Source organism: Paraburkholderia sp. J69-1 (assembly GCF_905220255.1).
GTDB lineage: Bacteria > Pseudomonadota > Gammaproteobacteria > Burkholderiales > Burkholderiaceae > Paraburkholderia.
Window position 1 is genome coordinate 336,844 of sequence record NZ_CAJMZG010000005.1, and the last position, 17,096, is coordinate 353,939.

A 17,096-nucleotide genomic window follows, 5' to 3' on the forward strand; every position below is an offset into this window, starting at 1 on the left:
AGCAAGCCGGGCCTAAGGCTGCGGCTCCTGCAGATACTTGTGCACGAACGCAATCGCCATACTCCCTTCGCCGACTGCCGAGGCGACGCGTTTGATCGGACTCAATCGCACATCGCCGCACGCGAACAGGCCCGGCACACTCGTTTCGAGCAGGAAGGGATCGCGCCTGTGCAACCAGCGTCCGGCCTTGACGACGTCATCGCCGGTCAGAACATAGCCGCGCTCGTTACGTGCAATCGCATCGGGCAGCCACGAGGTTTCGGCATCGGCGCCGATAAAAACAAACAGGCCGCCGCAATCGTGCCGGCTGACACTCCCGCTCGCTTTATCGACGATATCGATGGCGCTCAGATGCATCTCGCCAACCGCGCCCACCACTTCCGCCTGCAAGCGCACCGCCACATTCGACTTCCTGGCGAGTTGCTCGACCAGATAGCGCGACATGCCTTTTTCCAGCGCGTCGCCGCGAACGATCAGCGTGACCCGGCGTGCGTGATTCGAAAAATACAGCGCGGCCTGCCCGGCCGAATTGCCGCCGCCGATCAGATACACATCGAGTCCATGCGTGGCGCCGGCTTCGCCGCGCGAGGCGCCGTAATAGATGCCTTTGCCGATGAAGCGGGCGAAGCCGTCGATGGCAAGACGTCGCCACGTCACGCCCGTTGCGAGAATCAAGGTGCGGGTACGGATGACGTCGCCGCCGTCCAAATGCACATGGCGCGAATCGGCGGCTGCATCGACGTCGATGCGCGCCACGGCGCGCGTCACCAGAATCTCCGCGCCGAGGCGTTTCGCCTGGAGCAACGCGCGATTCGCAAGCTCATCGCCCGAGACGCCGTTCGGAAATCCGAGGTAGTTTTCGATGCGCGACGAGGTGCCGGCCTGTCCGCCCGGCGCTTCGCGTTCGACCACGATGGTTCGCAAGCCTTCGGACGCGCCATACACGGCCGCCGCGAGGCCAGCCGGGCCGCCGCCGATGATGGTCGCGTCGTATTCGGCGAGCCGGGCCTGGGTCTGCAGGCCCAACCGTTCGGCGAGTTCGCGGATGGCCGGTCGATTGAGCAGGGTTCCATCGGCCAGACGCAGTGCCGGGCATTCGTGTTCCGACGGGCAAGGGCCGGGCCAGCGTCCCTGCAGTTCCGGCGCATCGGGCGCCAGCCAGTCGCAACTGATCTGATTGCGTTCGAGGAACTGGCGCAAGCCCGTGCAGTCCGGGTCCCACCGCGCGCCCACGAGCGTCACGCGCGGTTTGGGCGGCTCGGCGGAAAGGCCTTGCAGCCCGCCGATGCGTTCCCGGGCGAGCGCGCCCATTTTCTCCGCGACTTCCGGCGACCCGGCGGCCAGCGCGTAATAGTGCTGCGCATCCAACCGCATGACGCGCGACGCTTGCGCAGCCCGATAGGCGCCCGGGAAAGGCGAACTCAGGGCCAGCGGCACCTCGCCGAAAATGGTGCCGGGCAAACGCCATCCGAGCGTGCGCTCGACGCCGTCGAACATCTTCACGACTTCCATCTTGCCGCTCAGAACGGCATAGAGCGCGCGTTCCGCGCCTTCGTGGACGGCGAATTCGCCGGCACACAAATGCAGATCGGCCGATGTATTCGCCAGATGTTCGAGTGCGGCGTCGCCCAGCGTGGAGAAAAGCGGAACGGCGCGGATATCGTCAATGGTCAGCATGATTCGTTATCCCAGGCAGGGCGGAAGATCACAGCGGATTCAAAGCGCAATAACAGCAGAATCACGGCGGAGAAAGCGCACATCGGCCAGATCGGCAACTTGCCTGGTCGAATCCAGTATAGGTTGAGCATCCGGTTTCGCGTGACCAGATGAGCGCCGCCTCGCGCTTCGTGTATAAAGGGGCAACCCAGTACAAACGGAGCCGCCCGTGGCCGCAACCCCGCCCGATAACACCCAGCCAGCCGCTGAAGGCGAGCGCACGCCCATTTCGCGCCGCCGCGGATTCAGGTTTCTATGCGCCGGCATCGGCCTGCTGGTCGTCATTCTGCTGATGGTATTCAAGCCGTTCAGGGAAAGGCTCGACGACCGTGCGCTGGACAAGCTGGGGTTCTTCACGGGCGTCTGCAGCGACGGCGGCGCCACGGGCGCGCCCGAGCCAGGATGCCTGGCATTGCGGGCCAAGCCTGGCATGACGACGTCCCAGCTGGCCGCCGCGATTACGCACCTCGATACGCTCCATCAAACACTCGAATTGAGCCTGGCGGATAGTGCGGTCGACAACATCGATTCGCTGAAAGATCTGGACGATGTGGAATCGCTCGATCTCACCGGCACTCAGGTCTGGCACATTGATGCGCTGCAAGGCATGCGTTCGCTGAAAACGCTCGTGCTGCACCGTACGCAGATTCAGAATATCGCTGCGCTAAAGGATCTGACCGGTTTGCAATCGCTCAATCTCTGGGAGACCGGGGTTTCGAATCTCGATGCACTGAAGGATCTGGGCGATCTGCGGCAACTCGATCTGCGCGATACGCAAGTGCGCGATCTGGATGTATTGGCGAAGCTGCCGCATCTGGAAACGCTCAAACTGGGTGGCGCGAGAAACGTCAAGAGCGTCAAGCCGCTCGAACAATTGACCGCGCTGAAAACGCTCGATCTCAACGAAACGCAGGTCGAGCGCCTCGATCCCCTGAAGAATCTGCATGATCTTCAGGCGCTTTATCTGGCGAACACGCCCGTGCGCGATATCGATGTGTTGACGAATATGCCCAACCTGACAACGCTCGTGCTCGATGGCTCGAAAGTCGCGAATATCGACGCAATGCAGGGCTTGCTCAAGCTCGACACGCTGGTGCTCTCGCGCACGCAGGTCACGGATATTGGCGCGCTGAAGGGTTTGACCCGCCTGCAAAGACTCAACCTCTCGGACACCAGCGTCGATAACGTCGAGCCATTGGGCAATCTGAAGAACCTGAAAACGCTCAATCTCTTTCGCACCGACGTTCAGGATATCGACGCGCTGCAAGGGCTCAAGGGTTTGCAGGAACTCTATCTGGCGAATACGCCGGTCAAGAATGTCGACGTGCTCAAAGGCCTGACCGGGCTGAGGGAACTGGTTCTTTACGGCACGAGAGTGAGCAATGTCGACGATCTTAAGGCGGCGTTGCCGAATGCGCGGATTGTCTGGTGAGCGCGCGGCGCGCGGATGCAAACGCCGCGAATACCACGCCTGACTTTGTCAGCCCGCGTGTTGCGCGGGTAACGTGGAGCCCGGCCAGAGCGCCGGCTTACCGTCGAGACGATCGGCGACATAATGGCCTATCGCTTCTGCGGGCGATCCGTCGATCCTGCCTCCCGCGTTCGCCAGGACGACAATCGCTCGCCCGCTTTGCCGGTTGAACGCGGCGTAGCTCGTGAAGCCGCCCGTGCCGCCGGTATGCCAATGGGTATGTTCATCACGCCGATAAAGCCAGCCGAGACAGATCCGCCCCACCTCGCGGATCTCCTCGCGCGGCTTCTGTGCATTTTCCAGCGCTGTGCTCAATGAGGGCCGATCGCTTTGCGATTTACTTCGCTGTCCTTCAGGATTGCAAAAGGCTTCTAGATAACTCAGCAGATCCGTGACCGACGCTCGCAGGCCGCCCGCACCCGCGATTGCGCCCAGATGCCAGGGCATCGTCGCCATCCCGTTCGCCCGATGGCCTTGCATGAAGCGCGTCTGCTGTTCTTCGCCCAGCGCGATAGCGGTATCGGTCAGGCCTAAAGGGCTGAGAATGCGTTCGTCGAGCAATGCGAAAAACGGCTGGCTTGCGCGGTGCGCGAGTGCGTAGCCCAGCAGACCTGCGCCGAGGTTGCTGTAATTGAAGGCCGGTTTGTCCGGCTTCGTCAAACCGTGAGAATCGATAAAGGCGAGTAACTTCTGCGCGTCGTAATCCGCATAAGGATCTTCGGGATTGGCCGGGTGCATATTCGTCGGCAGGCGGGGCAAGCCCGAATGATGCGTCGAAAGATCGACCAGTGAGATCTCCTGCGATGCTGGCGTAGTCGCTGCCTGAAGCGGCAGCAATCGACGAACGGGTTCGTCCAGTTCGACTTCGCCTTGCGCGGCCATCTGCGCGAGCAGCAATCCCGTGAACGTCTTGGAAATAGAGCCGATTTCGAAAATCGAATCGATCTTCGCGGCGCCAAACGTGGCAATCGAGCGCACGCCGTTCTGCGAAATACCGACCGCGATGCCACCGCGACTTTCGGGCGCGAGCCAGCCAGTCGTCACGATATCGCCGAAGTCGTGAGCGAGTTGTGCGCTCACTTCGCTGGCCGGGATGGGAGGCAAGGCGGGCAAAACGCGGCGCGTTGGCGGCGGCGGTATTGGCGTGGCCTGTTCCTGGCGCTCGAATTCGAGCGGGAAGTTTTTGAACTGGAACCAGCGCCCCGTCAACCTGTTGTTGTCCGCGGACAGCGTGCCCGTCCATTTGCCGCCCGCGGCGGGCACATCGAAGCTGAAGGCGTCATTGTCGAACGACACGTTGGCACATGCGAGGCCGGCTGCGCGCTGATCGATGCTGTCGAGTGAAACCGCCAGTTGCCCGAGCGGGTCGGTTGAAATGAAAAGTTGAATCCGAAGCGAATCGCCTTCCGCGCCAAGATGGCCGAGCCAGATTCCGTCGAGGCGATGGTTGCGCGTGTTCCCGGGAGTTGGTTGAGCCATTTGCATGAACGCATTCCTCGTTTGAGTTCCGGTCAGTGAACGGGTACTGCGGCCATCGCGACTCGCGCCGCTGCAATCGTCTTACGCATTGTGCCCAGTTCCCTTACGCGCTGGTAAACCCGCAAATCGAAACCTTTGACACACTTTTTTTTGATCTATAGCATGTATTTTATAGAAGACAGCGTCTTCTAATAGAAGACAAAAAGGAGGAAGCAGGTATGGCAGTGCGTGCGTTGTCGTCAGTGCTGAAGTCCCTGGACGTGCTCGATGCGGTTGCCGCCGCTGCGCGTCCCATGACCTTGTCCGAGATTGCGCGTGTGGTGGGCGAAGCACGCGGCGCGACCCTGCAGCGGCTCGTCACGCTCGCGGAAGGCGGCCTCGTCGAGCAGACCGAAGCGGGTGGCTATCGTCTCACGCTGCGCATGGTGCGCTACGCGAACGCGGCGATGGAGCAGGCCAACCTGGGCGCGCGCGTGGCCGATGTGCTTCAGGACCTCGTTTCCGACAGCAACGAAACGGCGTCGCTCGCGGTGCTCGACGGTCCCGAGGCCGTGATCGTGCGACGCGTGGAATCGCGCGGCGTGTTGCGTGCCGATCTGCGCGTGGGTTCGCATCTGAATCTGGAGTTGACGGCGATGGGCCGCATCCTCGCGACCTACGCGTCGCCCGCGCAGCGCGAACGCTGGCGCGAAGCCGGCACGGCGCTGCCCGACGACGCCATGATGGCAAAGATCCGCGCCGATGGCTACGCCATCAATGGCATGACCGGCCCGCGCAGCGTGTCGGCGGTAGCGGCGCCCGTGTTCGACGAGCGCGGCGATTGTGTGGCGACGGTCGCGCTTTCCGGCCCGACCGCCGGTTTCGAAATGGACGATTGCGCCGCGCTCGTCAAGGCGGCTGCGCAGAACATCAATGCACGTTTGAAAGGAGACGCTCAATGAGCCTCGTGCTCGATCCGCCCGCGCCGACCGGGCTGCAAGACCTCGTCAGGCAGATGCGCGCGCCCGCTGAACTGATGTTGCCGGAGCGGCTCGCCGCCATCCAGCCGTCGCGCGTGAGCGCATCGCGCTCGCTGATGACACGCGCGTTGCGCGAACGCTGGTCGATCGTCTGCACGCGCTTCGACATCGACGCGCGCGGCAACGGCGTGGCGCGCTATCGCATCGACATCGGTAGCTGGCGCTTCACCTTCCCGGTGTTTTCGAAGGAGCCTTCGGCGCAGGGCCGCACCGGCCGCATCATCGGCCGTTCGTGGGACATGATGGGAGCGCTTGTCGAAGGCGATATGAGCGACGCGGCGCTCGCCGAAACGCAGCAGGAAATGCCGAAGCTCTACGAAGGGCGCGCCACGCCCGGCACGCTGATCTGGTGCCGTTCGAATCGCAGCGGGCGCTTTTTCGATCACGCGCTGCAGGCGCTGGCGGCGGGACGTCAGCCCGACGTCGCCGAACTCGCGCAGACCTGTTACCTCATGCGCAACACCGGGCTGGACGGCAACGGCACCTTCGGCACGCGTTCGTTTCTCTCGCTGGAAGCCGATCATCCGCTGCGTGCGTCGCTGTCCGCGCAGATGTTGTGTGCCTACATGATGCGCGTGTTCGCGCAGGATCTGCTCGGCCATCTCGCGCGTGCGGCTTCGTCGAGCGCCGTCGAACTCGCTGCGCCGTTGCGCCGTTTTCTTGGCGTAGGCAATGGCTCGGCGCTCGGCCTCATGTTGTTCGTGAATAATCATCCGCGGCTGATCGACCGCTGGTTGTGGGTCCGCGAAGAAGCGCTGGCGCGTGCACGCGTGCTCAAGCCGGACGCCGCGCAGATCGAAACGCTGCTGCGCCTGATCGACAAGGCGATTGTATTCCGCCGCGAAGATCGCGCCGCGTACGAACAGGTCGCGTCGAGCGATGTGGTGGCGGATGCGCTCGTCACGATACGCGCCGATGTGCAGTCGTTGCTCGATCGCGCACGTGCCAACGCGCCGATCGGCGCTGCGCCGTTTGCCGCGCTGTGCGCGTCGCTGGCGGGCCGTGTGCATCAGGAAGGGCTGGAAACGCTGCATTCACTGCTGATCGAACTCGTGCCGGACGAAGCGGACGCACTGGCGCAAACGCTCGTTATCGACGAGGAGCTGAAGCTTGAGCCGGCCATGCGCGCGGGCCGTCTGCGCGAGATCCTGCGTCACGACTATGCCTGGGCTTTCGCAATGGATCTCGACGACGAAGCGGCGCGCTACGTCTGGTACAAGTCGGTGACGGCGGAAGAACCCCGTCGCGGCCCGCGCGAGGAAGTAGGCGATGCGATCAATCTGGCGCTCGATTTGCCGCGTCAGGTCGTGCGCCTGGACGCGGAACTCGCCCGCTTCGATGCGTCGGCCAGCACGGCTTCGTTTCTCGCGCAGCGGCCGTGGCATCGCGCCATCGTCACGCGTGTGCAGGCGCTGCACGGCACGCATTTCCATTCGCCTCACGCCGACATCATGAGCGAAGGCTTCGTGCCCGCGCATATCACGCGTTTGCTGAACGTGGGCGTGCACGGAATCGACAAGACGCGCGACTTCCTCAACCGCAATCTGCGCGGAGTGCTGTTTCACGGTGCGCCGACGCCCGAAGACCTCCAGTCCGGTGACGCCGATCCGCACTGGTTCTATCCCGCCGAACCTGCCCTGTGAGCGACACTGTGAGCGACCCTGTTAGTAGCGAACCGATGCAAACCGATCTCATCACCGTCAGCCTGCGCGAGAGCCGCATGGTGCTCGAACGTCTCATGCAGGTGACGCGCGTGGACGAAGGCCTCGTGCCCGCGCTGCGCGACTGCGCATTGTATTCCACGGCACTTTGCGAAGACGGTTTTATTCATTTGACAAAACATTTAGGACAGCTTTCGAACAATCAGGCGGCGGGTGTCTCGATCGATGTGACGGATGAGGGCGCGACACGGGTGCGTTGCGCAGGCCAGCATGCGTGGCCGGTCGCGCTCACCCTCGTCGATCTCGCTGTCGACGCTGTGCGGGCAGGGCGCGAGGCCCGCTTCGTCGTCGAAGACGCCAGCGAAGCCGACGAATTGCGCGTAGCGATGGCGCTTGCCCAGCCGTATGGTCTCGAGGCCACGCTGGAGGTGAAAGACAACGCACGGCACGTAACGTTTCGCGCGGCGTCGACGCCAGCCGAAAGCACGCTCGCGCGCATCGTGCGCAAAGGCCTGAGCGTCGAGCGCGCGTATTGGTGGGCGCTCTTTCATCGCGCCAACGACGCGCTCGCACCGGACTCGTACGAGTCGCGCCGTCATGCAGGTCCGATCATCGTCGATGAGCAGGGCCGCGTGATCGGCCGTACCGACGAAGACGAAACCGATCTCTCCATGCTCTACACCGGGGCCCCGTCCACTCAGGAAAACAAGGAAATTTCATGCTGATCGATGCCCTGCAATGCGGCCATTTCACGCGCGAAGTGTTTGAAGATCTGCGCGCCAGCGGCTATACCTGCGTCACGCCCACGCTCGGCTTCTGGGAAGGCACGCTCGAATCGATGGACGCGATTGGACGCTGGCGCGATTTCGAGCGCGAATGCGCGGACCTCGTCGTGATCGCACGCAAGAGCGCCGATATCCGTCGCGCCGATGAAGAGGGCAAGCTCGCCGTTGTGCTCGGCTATCAGAACAGCAATCTGTTCGAAGACCGTCTCGCGTATATCGAACTGTTCGCGGATATGGGTGTGCGCGTCGTGCAGCTTACCTATAACAACCAGAACGAGCTGGGCGGCAGTTGTTACGAAGCGCAGGACAGCGGGCTGGCGCGCTTCGGCCGCGAAGTGGTGCGCGAGATGAACCGTGTGGGCATGGTGATCGATTGCTCCCATGTGGGCGATCGCACGACGCTCGACGCCATCGAATGGTCGGAAAAACCGGTGGCCGTCACGCACGCCAACGCGCGTGCCGTCTTCGATCACAAGCGCAACAAGAGCGATGCGGTGCTGCGTGCGCTGGTGGAAAACGGCGGCGTGATCGGCTGCGTGGCCTATCGCAACATCACGCCGCAGGATGCCTGCACGACGGTGGATGCGTGGTGCCAGATGGTGGCGCGCACGGTCGAACTCACCTCGATCGACAGCGTAGGGATCGGCACCGACTACAGCCACAACACGGGCCAGCCGGATCTCGACTGGATGCGCAAGGGCCGCTGGACGCGCTCGGTGCAATACGGTGCGGGATCGGCGGCGAATCCAGGTAAGACACCGAAGCCCGACTGGCTTAAGAGCGCGGGCGAACTGAACAAGGTGCACGAGGGCTTGCGCCGCGTTGGGTTCAACGCGGAGGAAGTGCACAAGCTCACGGCCGGCAACTGGCTGCGTCTCTATCAGGCCGTATTCGGCTGAACGCATCACGCTCCACATTTCAACCCGGGTTCCAGCCAGGAGGTCCCAGCATGAAGAGCGACGACGATTACGCGATCGACCCAACCGATCGAATCGATCCGACGATTTCCACCGCTTCAACCGTTTCGCGGCGCGGCTTTCTGCGCGCCGCCGCCGCGGGCACGGCGCTCGTGGCCGCGCCGTGGGTGCGCCGCGCGGCCGCCGCCGACGACAACATGCTCTACGTGAACACGTGGGGCGGCAACTGGGAAGCGGCTGCGCGCCAGTACCTGTTCGATCCGTTCACGAAGGACACCGGCGTGCAGATCCGCACGGTCTCGCCGATTTCCTTTGCCAAGCTCGCCGCGCAGGTGCGCAACGGCACGTATCAATTCGATGTGACGACGCTGGGCGTCACCGACACAGCGCGCGCCAACGCGGCGCAACTGATCGAACCGGCGCATGGGCATCTGGACGAGCACGCGCTGTGGTCGGGCGCGATCTACGAAAACGGCCTCGCCACGCACGCGTTCGCGAACCAGATTGCGTATCAGAAGGACGCGTTCGGCAGCAGTGGGATTCGCAACTGGAGCGACTTCTGGAATCTCAAGCAGTATCCGGGCGCGCGCAGTCTGCAACGCTACCCCACGCGCGTGCTGGCCTACGCGCTGCTCGCCGACGGCGTGCCGCCCGAGCATCTGTTTCCCTACGATCTCGACCGTGCCTTCCGCGCGCTCGACCGTCTCAAGCCCGCGATTCGCGTGTGGTGGACCGAAGGCCCGCAATCGCAGCAGTTGCTGCGTGACGGCGAAGTGAAGGCCATCGCAATCTGGAACGACTACGCGAAGACCGTCAAGGACACTTCGAAGACGCCGATCGAAATCGTCTGGAATCAGGCCGTGATCGACAAGGGCTGCTGGGTGGTGGCGAAGGGCACGCCGCGCGCGAAGAACGCGTGGCGTCTCGTGCAGCATATCGCCAGCAATCCTGCGGGGCTTGCGCGGTTCAATGCGGTCGACGGCTCCGGCCCGCTCAATCCCAAGGCATTCGATTACATGGACGCCGCGACGAAGCAGAACGCCCCGACGCTGCCCGAGCATTTGCAGCAGGCTGTTGTGCTCGACGGCGTGAAGCTGCTGCCGCAACTCGACCAGATTGCGTCGCGTTTCGACCGCTGGATGACGCTTTGACGCTACGCGTGTGGCGTGTTGCCGTTCCTTGCGCACGCGGCAATTGATGGTTGCGTGCGCAATCTTATTTCTGGAGTTCAACCTTGGCTGAATCGACCCTTTCGAGCATGCCGATCGTCGACGAAGCGGCGCAGGCCACCGGCGCGCCCGCGCAGCGCGAGCACGTGGACCGCCGGCCCAATCCGTGGCTGCTGTACGTGCCCGCGCTGGTGTTCCTCGCTGTGTTTTTCGTCGTACCGCTCGGCTACGTGATCTTTATGAGCGTGAGCGAGCCGACCTTCGGCTTCGGCAATTTCGTCGATCTGCTGGGCTCCGCGCATTTTCGCAGCGTGCTCGTGCACACCTTTCTCAGCTCGGCGTTCGTGGCGCTGTGTGCGCTCGTCTGCGCGTATCCGCTGGCCTATGTGGCCGCGACCGGATCGGCGTTCGTCTCGCGCCTGATGCTCACCGTGTTGGCGCTCAGTTTCTGGACCAGCTTTCTCGTCAAGACGTACGCATGGATGGTGATTCTGGGCGTGAGCGGGCCGCTTTCGGCGCTGCTCGAAACGCTCGGCTGGCGGCCCGCGCCGCACATGCTGTTCACCTCGTTCAGTTCGACACTCGCCATGACCCATGCGCTCGTGCCGTTCATGGCGATGGCGCTCTACGCGGTCATGAAGCGCATCGACGCGCGCCTCATGCGTGCCGCCGAAAGTCTGGGCGCACAGCCGTGGCGCGCGTTTCGCGAAGTCTGGCTGCCGCTGAGCGCGCCGGGCATCGTCAACGGCTGCACGCTGGTGTTCATCACCTCGCTGGGCTTTTACGTGATGCCCACGCTGCTCGGCAGTCCGCACGACCAGATGATTTCGGGTGTGGTGGGCGACCAGATCGAACAGGTGCTGGATTTCGGCATGGCGTCGGCGATGTCGATCGTTCTGCTCGTTCTCACCCTGGCTGTGTTCGCGCTGTATCACCGTTTCGTCGGCCTCGACCGGCTCTGGAAATGACGTCATGAAAAAGCCCGTGCAGATTCTCGCCTGCTTCATCGCGCTCGTGCTTATCGCGCCGCTCGCGATTGTCGTGCCGATGTCGTTCAGTTCGGCGGCTTCGCTCGAATTCCCGCCGCCCGGCTGGTCGGCGGCCAGCTACGCGCGCTTCTTCGCTTCGCCCGACTGGATGGGCTCGCTGTGGCATAGCGTGTTTATCGCTTCGTGCGCGACGCTGATCGCCCTGGCGCTGGCGATTCCCGCTTCGTTTGCGCTCGTGCGTCACACATTCTTCGGGCGCGGCGCATTCAACCTGCTGCTCATGATGCCGATGATCGTGCCGCAGATCGTCATGGCGCTCGGCTATTACACGTATTTCGGCCGCCTGCGCATGAGCCAGAGTTTTGCGGCCCTGATCGTTGCGCATGCCTGTCTCGCGCTGCCCGTCGCGACGCTGATCCTGACCGCCGCCATCAAATCCTTCGACCGCAATCTCGAACGCGCAGCGATGAATCTGGGCGCGCGGCCGCTGCGCACGTTCTTTCTCGTGACGCTGCCCGTGCTGCGTCCGGCCGTCATGGTCGCTGCGCTGTTCTCGTTCATCCAGTCCTTCGACGAAGCCGTGATCGCCGTGTTTCTCGCAGGCCCGGACACCGGCACGCTGCCGCGCCAGATGTTCAACAGTTTCCGTATGGAAGCCGATCCGGTGATTTCCGCTGCGTCGTCGTTTCTGCTCGCGCTCGTCTGCGCCGCGATTTTCGCGCCGCTCGCGGTGCGTCTCGTGCGCCGGCGCCTGACTGTCGCACCGGTCGCGCCTGGCGCCGTACGTTCCTGATCAGCCGTTTGCCCATTATTCGTTGAGGTTCCCATGCAAGCCCGCTCCCTCACGCTCGACCAGGTCAGCAAGACCTACGACGGCCAGCATCGCGCCGTCGATCGCGTATCGCTCGACATCCAGCCCGGCGAGTTCGTGTCCTTTCTCGGCCCGTCGGGCTCGGGCAAGACCACGACGCTGATGATGATCGCCGGCTTCGAACACGCCAGTTCCGGCGCGATCCGCATTGCCGGTCGCGCGATCGACAATGTGCCCGCCTACGCGCGCAATATCGGCATGGTGTTTCAGAACTATGCGCTGTTTCCGCACCTGAGCGTGGCCGATAACGTGGCGTTCCCGCTGCGCATGCGCGGCGTTGCCCGGGCCGAAAAGCAACGTCGCGTGAAGACGGCGCTGGAGATGGTCGGGCTGGGCGGCTACGCGGCGCGTCACCCGGCGGCGCTCTCGGGCGGCCAGCAGCAGCGCGTGGCGCTGGCGCGCGCACTCGTGTTCGAGCCGGATGTGGTGCTGCTCGACGAACCGCTCGGCGCGCTCGACAAGGCGATGCGCGAGCATATGCAGATCGAGCTCAAGCGCATTCATCGCGATCTGGGCGTGACGATGATCTACGTGACCCACGACCAGACCGAAGCGATGACGATGTCCGATCGCATCGCGGTGTTCAACGCGGGCCGCATCGAGCAGATCGGCACGCCCGACGAGGTGTATTTCGAACCGGCGACGCGTTTTGTCGCTTCGTTCGTCGGCGACAGCAATCTGTTCGAAGGCCGCGCGCTCGGCGAGGGACGCTTCGCGCTGCCAGGCGGCGACTTCACCGGTCGCAAGCGCTTCGAGGCAACGCCGGGCGCGAAAGTGGACGTGCTGCTGCGCCCCGAAATGATCCATTGCGGCGAAGCCGTCACGCGTAATCAATGCGACGTGCAGCGCCAGTTACTGATCGACACGATGGTCAATTACGGCGACAGCGTGCTGCTGAGCGGCCGTTGCGACGACATCGCCCTGCGTGTGCGTGTGCGCGGCCCGGAAGCGCGCGAGCTTGCGCCCGGTGCGCGCTGTGCCGTGGGCTGGAAGTCGTCGGATCTGCATGTGGTGGTGTGAGGTCGAGCGCGCGAGCGCCCCGCATCGAACCCCTCTCCCTGTATTAGCGAACAAAAAAGGATTTGCCCATGAACGCCCCTCACGAAGTCATTGCGCCGAGCGCACTGCAACGCAGCGACGCCGCGCACCTGCTGCATCCCTATACGAATCTGAGCCTGCATGAAGCGGTCGGCGCGCACGTTATCACTGGCGGCGATGGCATCCATGTGATCGACGAACACGGCAAGCGCTATATCGAAGGGCTCGCCGGGCTGTTCTGCGCGGGCCTGGGCTTTAGCGAGGAACGTCTTGTCGAAGCCGCCGTACGCCAGATGCGCGCGATGCCGTTCTATCATGCGTTTGCGCACAAATCGACGGCGCCTGCCATCGAACTTGCCGAAAAGCTGCTCGCGCTCGCGCCTGTGCCCATGGCGAAAGCCTTTTTCGCCAACTCCGGTTCCGAAGCCAACGACACCGCCGTGAAGCTGATCTGGTATTACAACAACGCAATCGGCCGCCAGCAAAAGAAGAAGATCATTTCGCGCCTGCGTGCGTATCACGGCGTTACGGTGGCGTCGGCGAGTCTCACGGGGCTGCCGCTCAATCATCGCGATTTCGATCTGCCGATTCAGGGCGTGCTGCATACGATGTGCCCGCATTACTATCGCAACGGCTTGCCCGGCGAAAGCGAAGAAGCCTTCGCCAGCCGCTGCGCCGACGAACTCGAAGCGCTGATCCTGCGCGAAGGCCCGGACACCGTAGCGGCCTTTTTCGCGGAGCCGGTGATGGTCTCGGGCGGCGTGATCGTGCCGCCGAAAACCTACTTCGAAAAAGTACAGGCCGTGCTGCGCAAGTACGACATTCTCTTCGTCGCCGATGAAGTGATCTGCGGTTTCGGCCGCACCGGCAACTGGTTCGGCTCGCAGACCTTCGGCATCGAACCGGACATGATCAGCGTGGCCAAGCAACTTTCGGCCGCCTATATGCCGATTTCGGCGCTGCTCATCAACGAGAAGATCGAACGCGTACTCGTTGCGCAGAGCGCGAAGCTCGGCTCGTTTTCGCACGGCTTCACTTACGGCGGGCATCCGGTTGCCGCCGCCGTGGCGCTGGAGGCGCTGAAGATCTACGAGGAACGCGATATCGTCGGTCACGTGCGACGCGTGGCGCCGCGCTTCGCGCAGGGCATCGCGCGGCTTGGCGCGCATCCGCTGATCGGCGAAGCGCGTGTGAGCGGCCTCGTCGCGGGCCTGGAATTCGTGCGCGACAAAACTACGCGCGAGAACTTCGCACCGGAGGCGGGCGTGGCCGCGTTTGCGGGCCAGCGTGCGCGCGAGCATGGCGTGATTACGCGCGCGCTCGGCGATACGCTGAGCCTGTGCCCCGCGATGATCATCGACGAAACGCAGATCGACGATCTGGTCGAGCGGATCGAACGCGCGCTCGACGACGCGCTGGTCTATGCACGCGAGCGCGGCCATGTCGACTTCTGAACGCGTCGCCTGCACGACACCCTACGCCACGCTCGGGCTGTTGATCGACGGCCGCTGGCAGACACACGCGCGCGCAGGCGAAGCGGTGTTCGATCCCGCGACGGAGCGCGAGATCGGCTGGCTACCGCACGCCGACGATGCCGATATAAGCGCCGCGCTCGCGGCCGCACAACGCGCCTTCGTGCACTGGAGCGTGACATCGGCCTACGAGCGTGCGCGCGTGCTGCGGCGCTTTGCCGAGCGCGTGCTGGAAACGGCAGCGGCGATCGCCACCGGCATCGTGAGCGATCAGGGCAAGCCATTCGAGGAAGCGCTGGCAGAAGTGCGCTTCGCAGCCGATCACATTGTCTGGCATGCGGAAGAATGCCGCCGCATTTACGGGCGCGAGATTCCCTCGCGCGACGTGCGTGTGCAGCAGCGCGTCGTGCGCGAACCGGTGGGCGTGTGTGTGGCTTTTACGCCGTGGAATTTTCCCTTCAGCCAGGCCGTGCGCAAGGTGTGTGCGGCGCTTGGCGCGGGTTGTACGCTCGTGCTCAAGGGGCCGGAGGCGTCCCCTTCGGCCGTCGTGGCGCTGGGCCGCGCGCTGCAGGAAGCGGGCTTGCCCGATGGCTGTCTGAATCTCCTGTGGGGCAAGCCGTCGGCGTTGTCCGAGCGGCTGATTGCCGACGATATCGTGCGTAAGGTCTCGTTCACCGGTTCGGTCGAAGTCGGCAAACAACTGGCCGCGCTGGCCGGCCGCTACATGAAGCGCACGACGATGGAACTGGGCGGTCATGCTCCCGTGCTTGTCTTCGCCGATGCCGATATCGACGCCTGCGCACGCGCGCTCGCCGTGCAGAAACTGCGCAATGCGGGGCAGGTCTGCATTTCGCCCACGCGCTTTTACATCGAGCGGCCGGCCTACGAGCGGTTTGTCGGAGCTTTCACGGAGGCGATGCGCGCCACGCGTGTGGGCGCGGGCGACGAACCCGGCGTGCAGATGGGGCCGCTGTGTCACGCCCGCCGCGTGCAGGCGATGCAAGACCTGGTCGACGACGCCATCGCTCACGGCGCCACGCTCGCGACGGGCGGCTCGCGTTTGCGGGAACGCGGGTACTTTTACGCGCCCACGGTGCTGTGCGGCGAACTCGGCGCGACGCGCGTAATGCGCGAAGAACCCTTCGGGCCGCTCGCCGCGGTGGTGCCGTTCGACAGTTTCGACGGCGCGATCGATGCGGCGAATGCGTTGCCTTTCGGGCTGGCTTCGTATGTATTTACGCGTTCGGCGGCGCAGGCGCATCATGCGGCGCGAAGGCTGAAAGCGGGCATGGTCAGCGTGAATCACTTCGGCCTGGCGTTGCCGGAAACGCCGTTTGGCGGGCTGCACGATAGCGGCTACGGCAGCGAAGGTGGCAGCGAAACCTTCGACGGTTATCTGGCGACACGCTTCATCACGCAGTTCGATCCCTTGCCGTAATTTTTTTGCGCACCATATTTAGGCATCCAAAATTAATGAAAGCCTTCTATTCAGACCGGCAGATGCGGCATCGGCCCACGCGTTCGTTTTATCGCGGGCGCTTTACGGCGGCACACGAAAATCCCGAACGCGTCGCGTGTTTGCAACGTGCGCTGGAGCGCGCGGGGTGCGTGACGAGCGAGCCGAAAGACGCCGGACTCGCGCCGATACTTGCTGTGCACGACAGTGGCTACGTCGAGTTCGTGCGCGACGCCTGGATGCGCTGGCGTGTCGATGGCGCACACGGCGAAGTGATTCCCAACGTGTTCCCGCCGTCGCGCGAAAGCGTGGGCGATCGCGCGGGACTGCCGGTACTCGCGCAGGCTGGCGTTTATATGGGCGATCTGAGTTGCCCGATCGGCGAGGGCACGTTCGAGGGCGCGTACTGGTCGGCGCAAGCCGCGGTGTCGGCGGCGGATGCGGTGCTGGCCGGCGAAGCGCTTGCGCTCGCGGTATGCCGTCCGCCCGGCCATCACGCGCAACGCGATCGCGCATCGGGCTATTGCTTCTTCAATAACGCGGCGATTGCCGCGACGCGCTTGCGCGAGCGTTTCGAGCGCGTAGCGATCGTCGACTTCGACATGCATCACGGCGATGGCACGCAGGCGATTTTCTATACGCGCGCCGATGTGCTTACCGCATCGACGCATGCCGATCCGCGCGACACGTTCCCGTTCTATAGCGGTGCGGCCGATGAAGGCGGCGCAGGCGCGGGCCTGGGCGCGAATTTCAACATCCCGTTGCCCGCCGGCGCCGACGACGACACGTTCGTCGCCGCCGTGGCCGCGCTATTCGAGCGTGCGAGCACATTCGGCGCGCAGGCTCTGGTGATCGCGGCAGGCTGGGACGCGCACGGCGACGATCCCCTTTCTCCCTTCGACATCACCAGCGCTGCCTATACGCGGATCGCGCGACTCATGCGGGCGCAGTCGCTGCCCACGGTGATCGTGCAGGAGGGCGGCTATCACCACGGCGCGATCGAGGACGCGCTGCTCGGGTTTCTCGGCGGCCTCGCCTGAGGCGCACACACTT

General features: G+C 63.9%; 14 protein-coding genes. 12 read left to right on the top strand and 2 right to left on the bottom strand.

Annotation, left to right across the window (positions count from 1 at the left end; translation table 11 throughout):
- Positions 1-12: 12 nt before the first annotated feature.
- Positions 13-1,677, bottom strand: a complete 1,665-nt coding sequence (locus U5A67_RS11740) for an FAD-dependent oxidoreductase (protein ID WP_321814138.1) — start codon at positions 1,675-1,677, stop codon at positions 13-15.
- Positions 1,678-1,885: 208 nt separating this feature from the next.
- Here U5A67_RS11740 and U5A67_RS11745 point away from each other — a divergent pair, with 208 nt between their 5' ends.
- Positions 1,886-3,148, top strand: coding sequence for a leucine-rich repeat domain-containing protein (locus tag U5A67_RS11745; protein WP_321814139.1), 1,263 nt, complete (start codon positions 1,886-1,888; stop codon positions 3,146-3,148).
- Between the two features lie 48 nt (positions 3,149-3,196).
- On the opposite strand, the gene U5A67_RS11750 is transcribed toward U5A67_RS11745, so the two are convergent.
- Complete coding sequence (locus U5A67_RS11750; protein WP_321814140.1) at positions 3,197-4,672, bottom strand: serine hydrolase domain-containing protein; 1,476 nt, start codon at positions 4,670-4,672, stop codon at positions 3,197-3,199.
- 212 nt (positions 4,673-4,884) lie between these two features.
- Between U5A67_RS11750 and U5A67_RS11755 the strand changes: the two genes are divergently transcribed.
- The 11 genes from U5A67_RS11755 to U5A67_RS11805 all read left to right on the top strand — a co-directional run bounded on the left by U5A67_RS11755 (position 4,885) and on the right by U5A67_RS11805 (position 17,083).
- A complete protein-coding gene (locus U5A67_RS11755) occupies positions 4,885-5,607 on the top strand; it encodes an IclR family transcriptional regulator (protein ID WP_321814141.1) in 723 nt (240 codons plus the stop codon).
- Positions 5,604-7,328, top strand: a complete 1,725-nt coding sequence (locus tag U5A67_RS11760; protein WP_321814142.1) for a hypothetical protein — start codon at positions 5,604-5,606, stop codon at positions 7,326-7,328. The genes U5A67_RS11755 and U5A67_RS11760 overlap by 4 nt, the downstream gene beginning before the upstream one ends.
- A gap of 35 nt (positions 7,329-7,363) precedes the next feature.
- Positions 7,364-8,071, top strand: coding sequence for a hypothetical protein (locus U5A67_RS11765; RefSeq protein ID WP_321814143.1), 708 nt, complete (start codon positions 7,364-7,366; stop codon positions 8,069-8,071).
- Complete coding sequence (locus tag U5A67_RS11770) at positions 8,065-9,030, top strand: dipeptidase (RefSeq protein WP_321814144.1); 966 nt, start codon at positions 8,065-8,067, stop codon at positions 9,028-9,030. Before U5A67_RS11765 ends, U5A67_RS11770 begins: the two co-directional genes overlap by 7 nt.
- 50 nt (positions 9,031-9,080) lie before the next feature.
- Entirely contained in the window at positions 9,081-10,199 is a 1,119-nt protein-coding gene (locus U5A67_RS11775; RefSeq protein ID WP_321814145.1) for an extracellular solute-binding protein, read from the top strand.
- Between the two features lie 83 nt (positions 10,200-10,282).
- Positions 10,283-11,185: an ABC transporter permease gene (locus tag U5A67_RS11780; protein ID WP_321814146.1), complete on the top strand. Its 903-nt coding sequence runs from the start codon at positions 10,283-10,285 to the stop codon at positions 11,183-11,185.
- A 4-nt stretch (positions 11,186-11,189) separates the two neighbouring features.
- On the top strand, positions 11,190-11,999 hold the full coding sequence (locus U5A67_RS11785) for an ABC transporter permease (protein WP_205982182.1): 810 nt from the start codon (positions 11,190-11,192) through the stop codon (positions 11,997-11,999).
- Positions 12,000-12,032: 33 nt separating this feature from the next.
- Entirely contained in the window at positions 12,033-13,097 is a 1,065-nt protein-coding gene (locus U5A67_RS11790) for an ABC transporter ATP-binding protein (protein ID WP_205982183.1), read from the top strand.
- A 68-nt stretch (positions 13,098-13,165) separates the two neighbouring features.
- Entirely contained in the window at positions 13,166-14,569 is a 1,404-nt protein-coding gene (locus tag U5A67_RS11795) for an aspartate aminotransferase family protein (RefSeq protein ID WP_321814147.1), read from the top strand.
- On the top strand, positions 14,556-16,025 hold the full coding sequence (locus U5A67_RS11800; RefSeq protein ID WP_321814148.1) for an NAD-dependent succinate-semialdehyde dehydrogenase: 1,470 nt from the start codon (positions 14,556-14,558) through the stop codon (positions 16,023-16,025). Before U5A67_RS11795 ends, U5A67_RS11800 begins: the two co-directional genes overlap by 14 nt.
- A 35-nt stretch (positions 16,026-16,060) precedes the next feature.
- The gene (locus U5A67_RS11805) at positions 16,061-17,083 is read left to right on the top strand and encodes a histone deacetylase family protein (protein WP_321814149.1); all 1,023 of its coding nucleotides are present in this window, start codon (positions 16,061-16,063) and stop codon (positions 17,081-17,083) included.
- Positions 17,084-17,096 lie beyond the last annotated feature (13 nt).

Excerpts from the sequence above, each read along its gene's own strand:
- U5A67_RS11740 (WP_321814138.1), bottom strand. The coding sequence starts at position 1,677 with ATGCTGACCATTGACGATATCCGCGCCGTTCCGCTTTTCTCCACGCTG.
- U5A67_RS11750 (WP_321814140.1), bottom strand. The coding sequence starts at position 4,672 with ATGCAAATGGCTCAACCAACTCCCGGGAACACGCGCAACCATCGCCTC.
- U5A67_RS11755 (WP_321814141.1), top strand. The coding sequence starts at position 4,885 with ATGGCAGTGCGTGCGTTGTCGTCAGTGCTGAAGTCCCTGGACGTGCTC.
- U5A67_RS11760 (WP_321814142.1), top strand. The coding sequence starts at position 5,604 with ATGAGCCTCGTGCTCGATCCGCCCGCGCCGACCGGGCTGCAAGACCTC.
- U5A67_RS11765 (WP_321814143.1), top strand. The coding sequence starts at position 7,364 with ATGCAAACCGATCTCATCACCGTCAGCCTGCGCGAGAGCCGCATGGTG.
- U5A67_RS11770 (WP_321814144.1), top strand. The coding sequence starts at position 8,065 with ATGCTGATCGATGCCCTGCAATGCGGCCATTTCACGCGCGAAGTGTTT.
- U5A67_RS11775 (WP_321814145.1), top strand. The coding sequence starts at position 9,081 with ATGAAGAGCGACGACGATTACGCGATCGACCCAACCGATCGAATCGAT.
- U5A67_RS11785 (WP_205982182.1), top strand. The coding sequence starts at position 11,190 with ATGAAAAAGCCCGTGCAGATTCTCGCCTGCTTCATCGCGCTCGTGCTT.
- U5A67_RS11790 (WP_205982183.1), top strand. The coding sequence starts at position 12,033 with ATGCAAGCCCGCTCCCTCACGCTCGACCAGGTCAGCAAGACCTACGAC.
- U5A67_RS11795 (WP_321814147.1), top strand. The coding sequence starts at position 13,166 with ATGAACGCCCCTCACGAAGTCATTGCGCCGAGCGCACTGCAACGCAGC.
- U5A67_RS11800 (WP_321814148.1), top strand. The coding sequence starts at position 14,556 with ATGTCGACTTCTGAACGCGTCGCCTGCACGACACCCTACGCCACGCTC.
- U5A67_RS11805 (WP_321814149.1), top strand. The coding sequence starts at position 16,061 with ATGAAAGCCTTCTATTCAGACCGGCAGATGCGGCATCGGCCCACGCGT.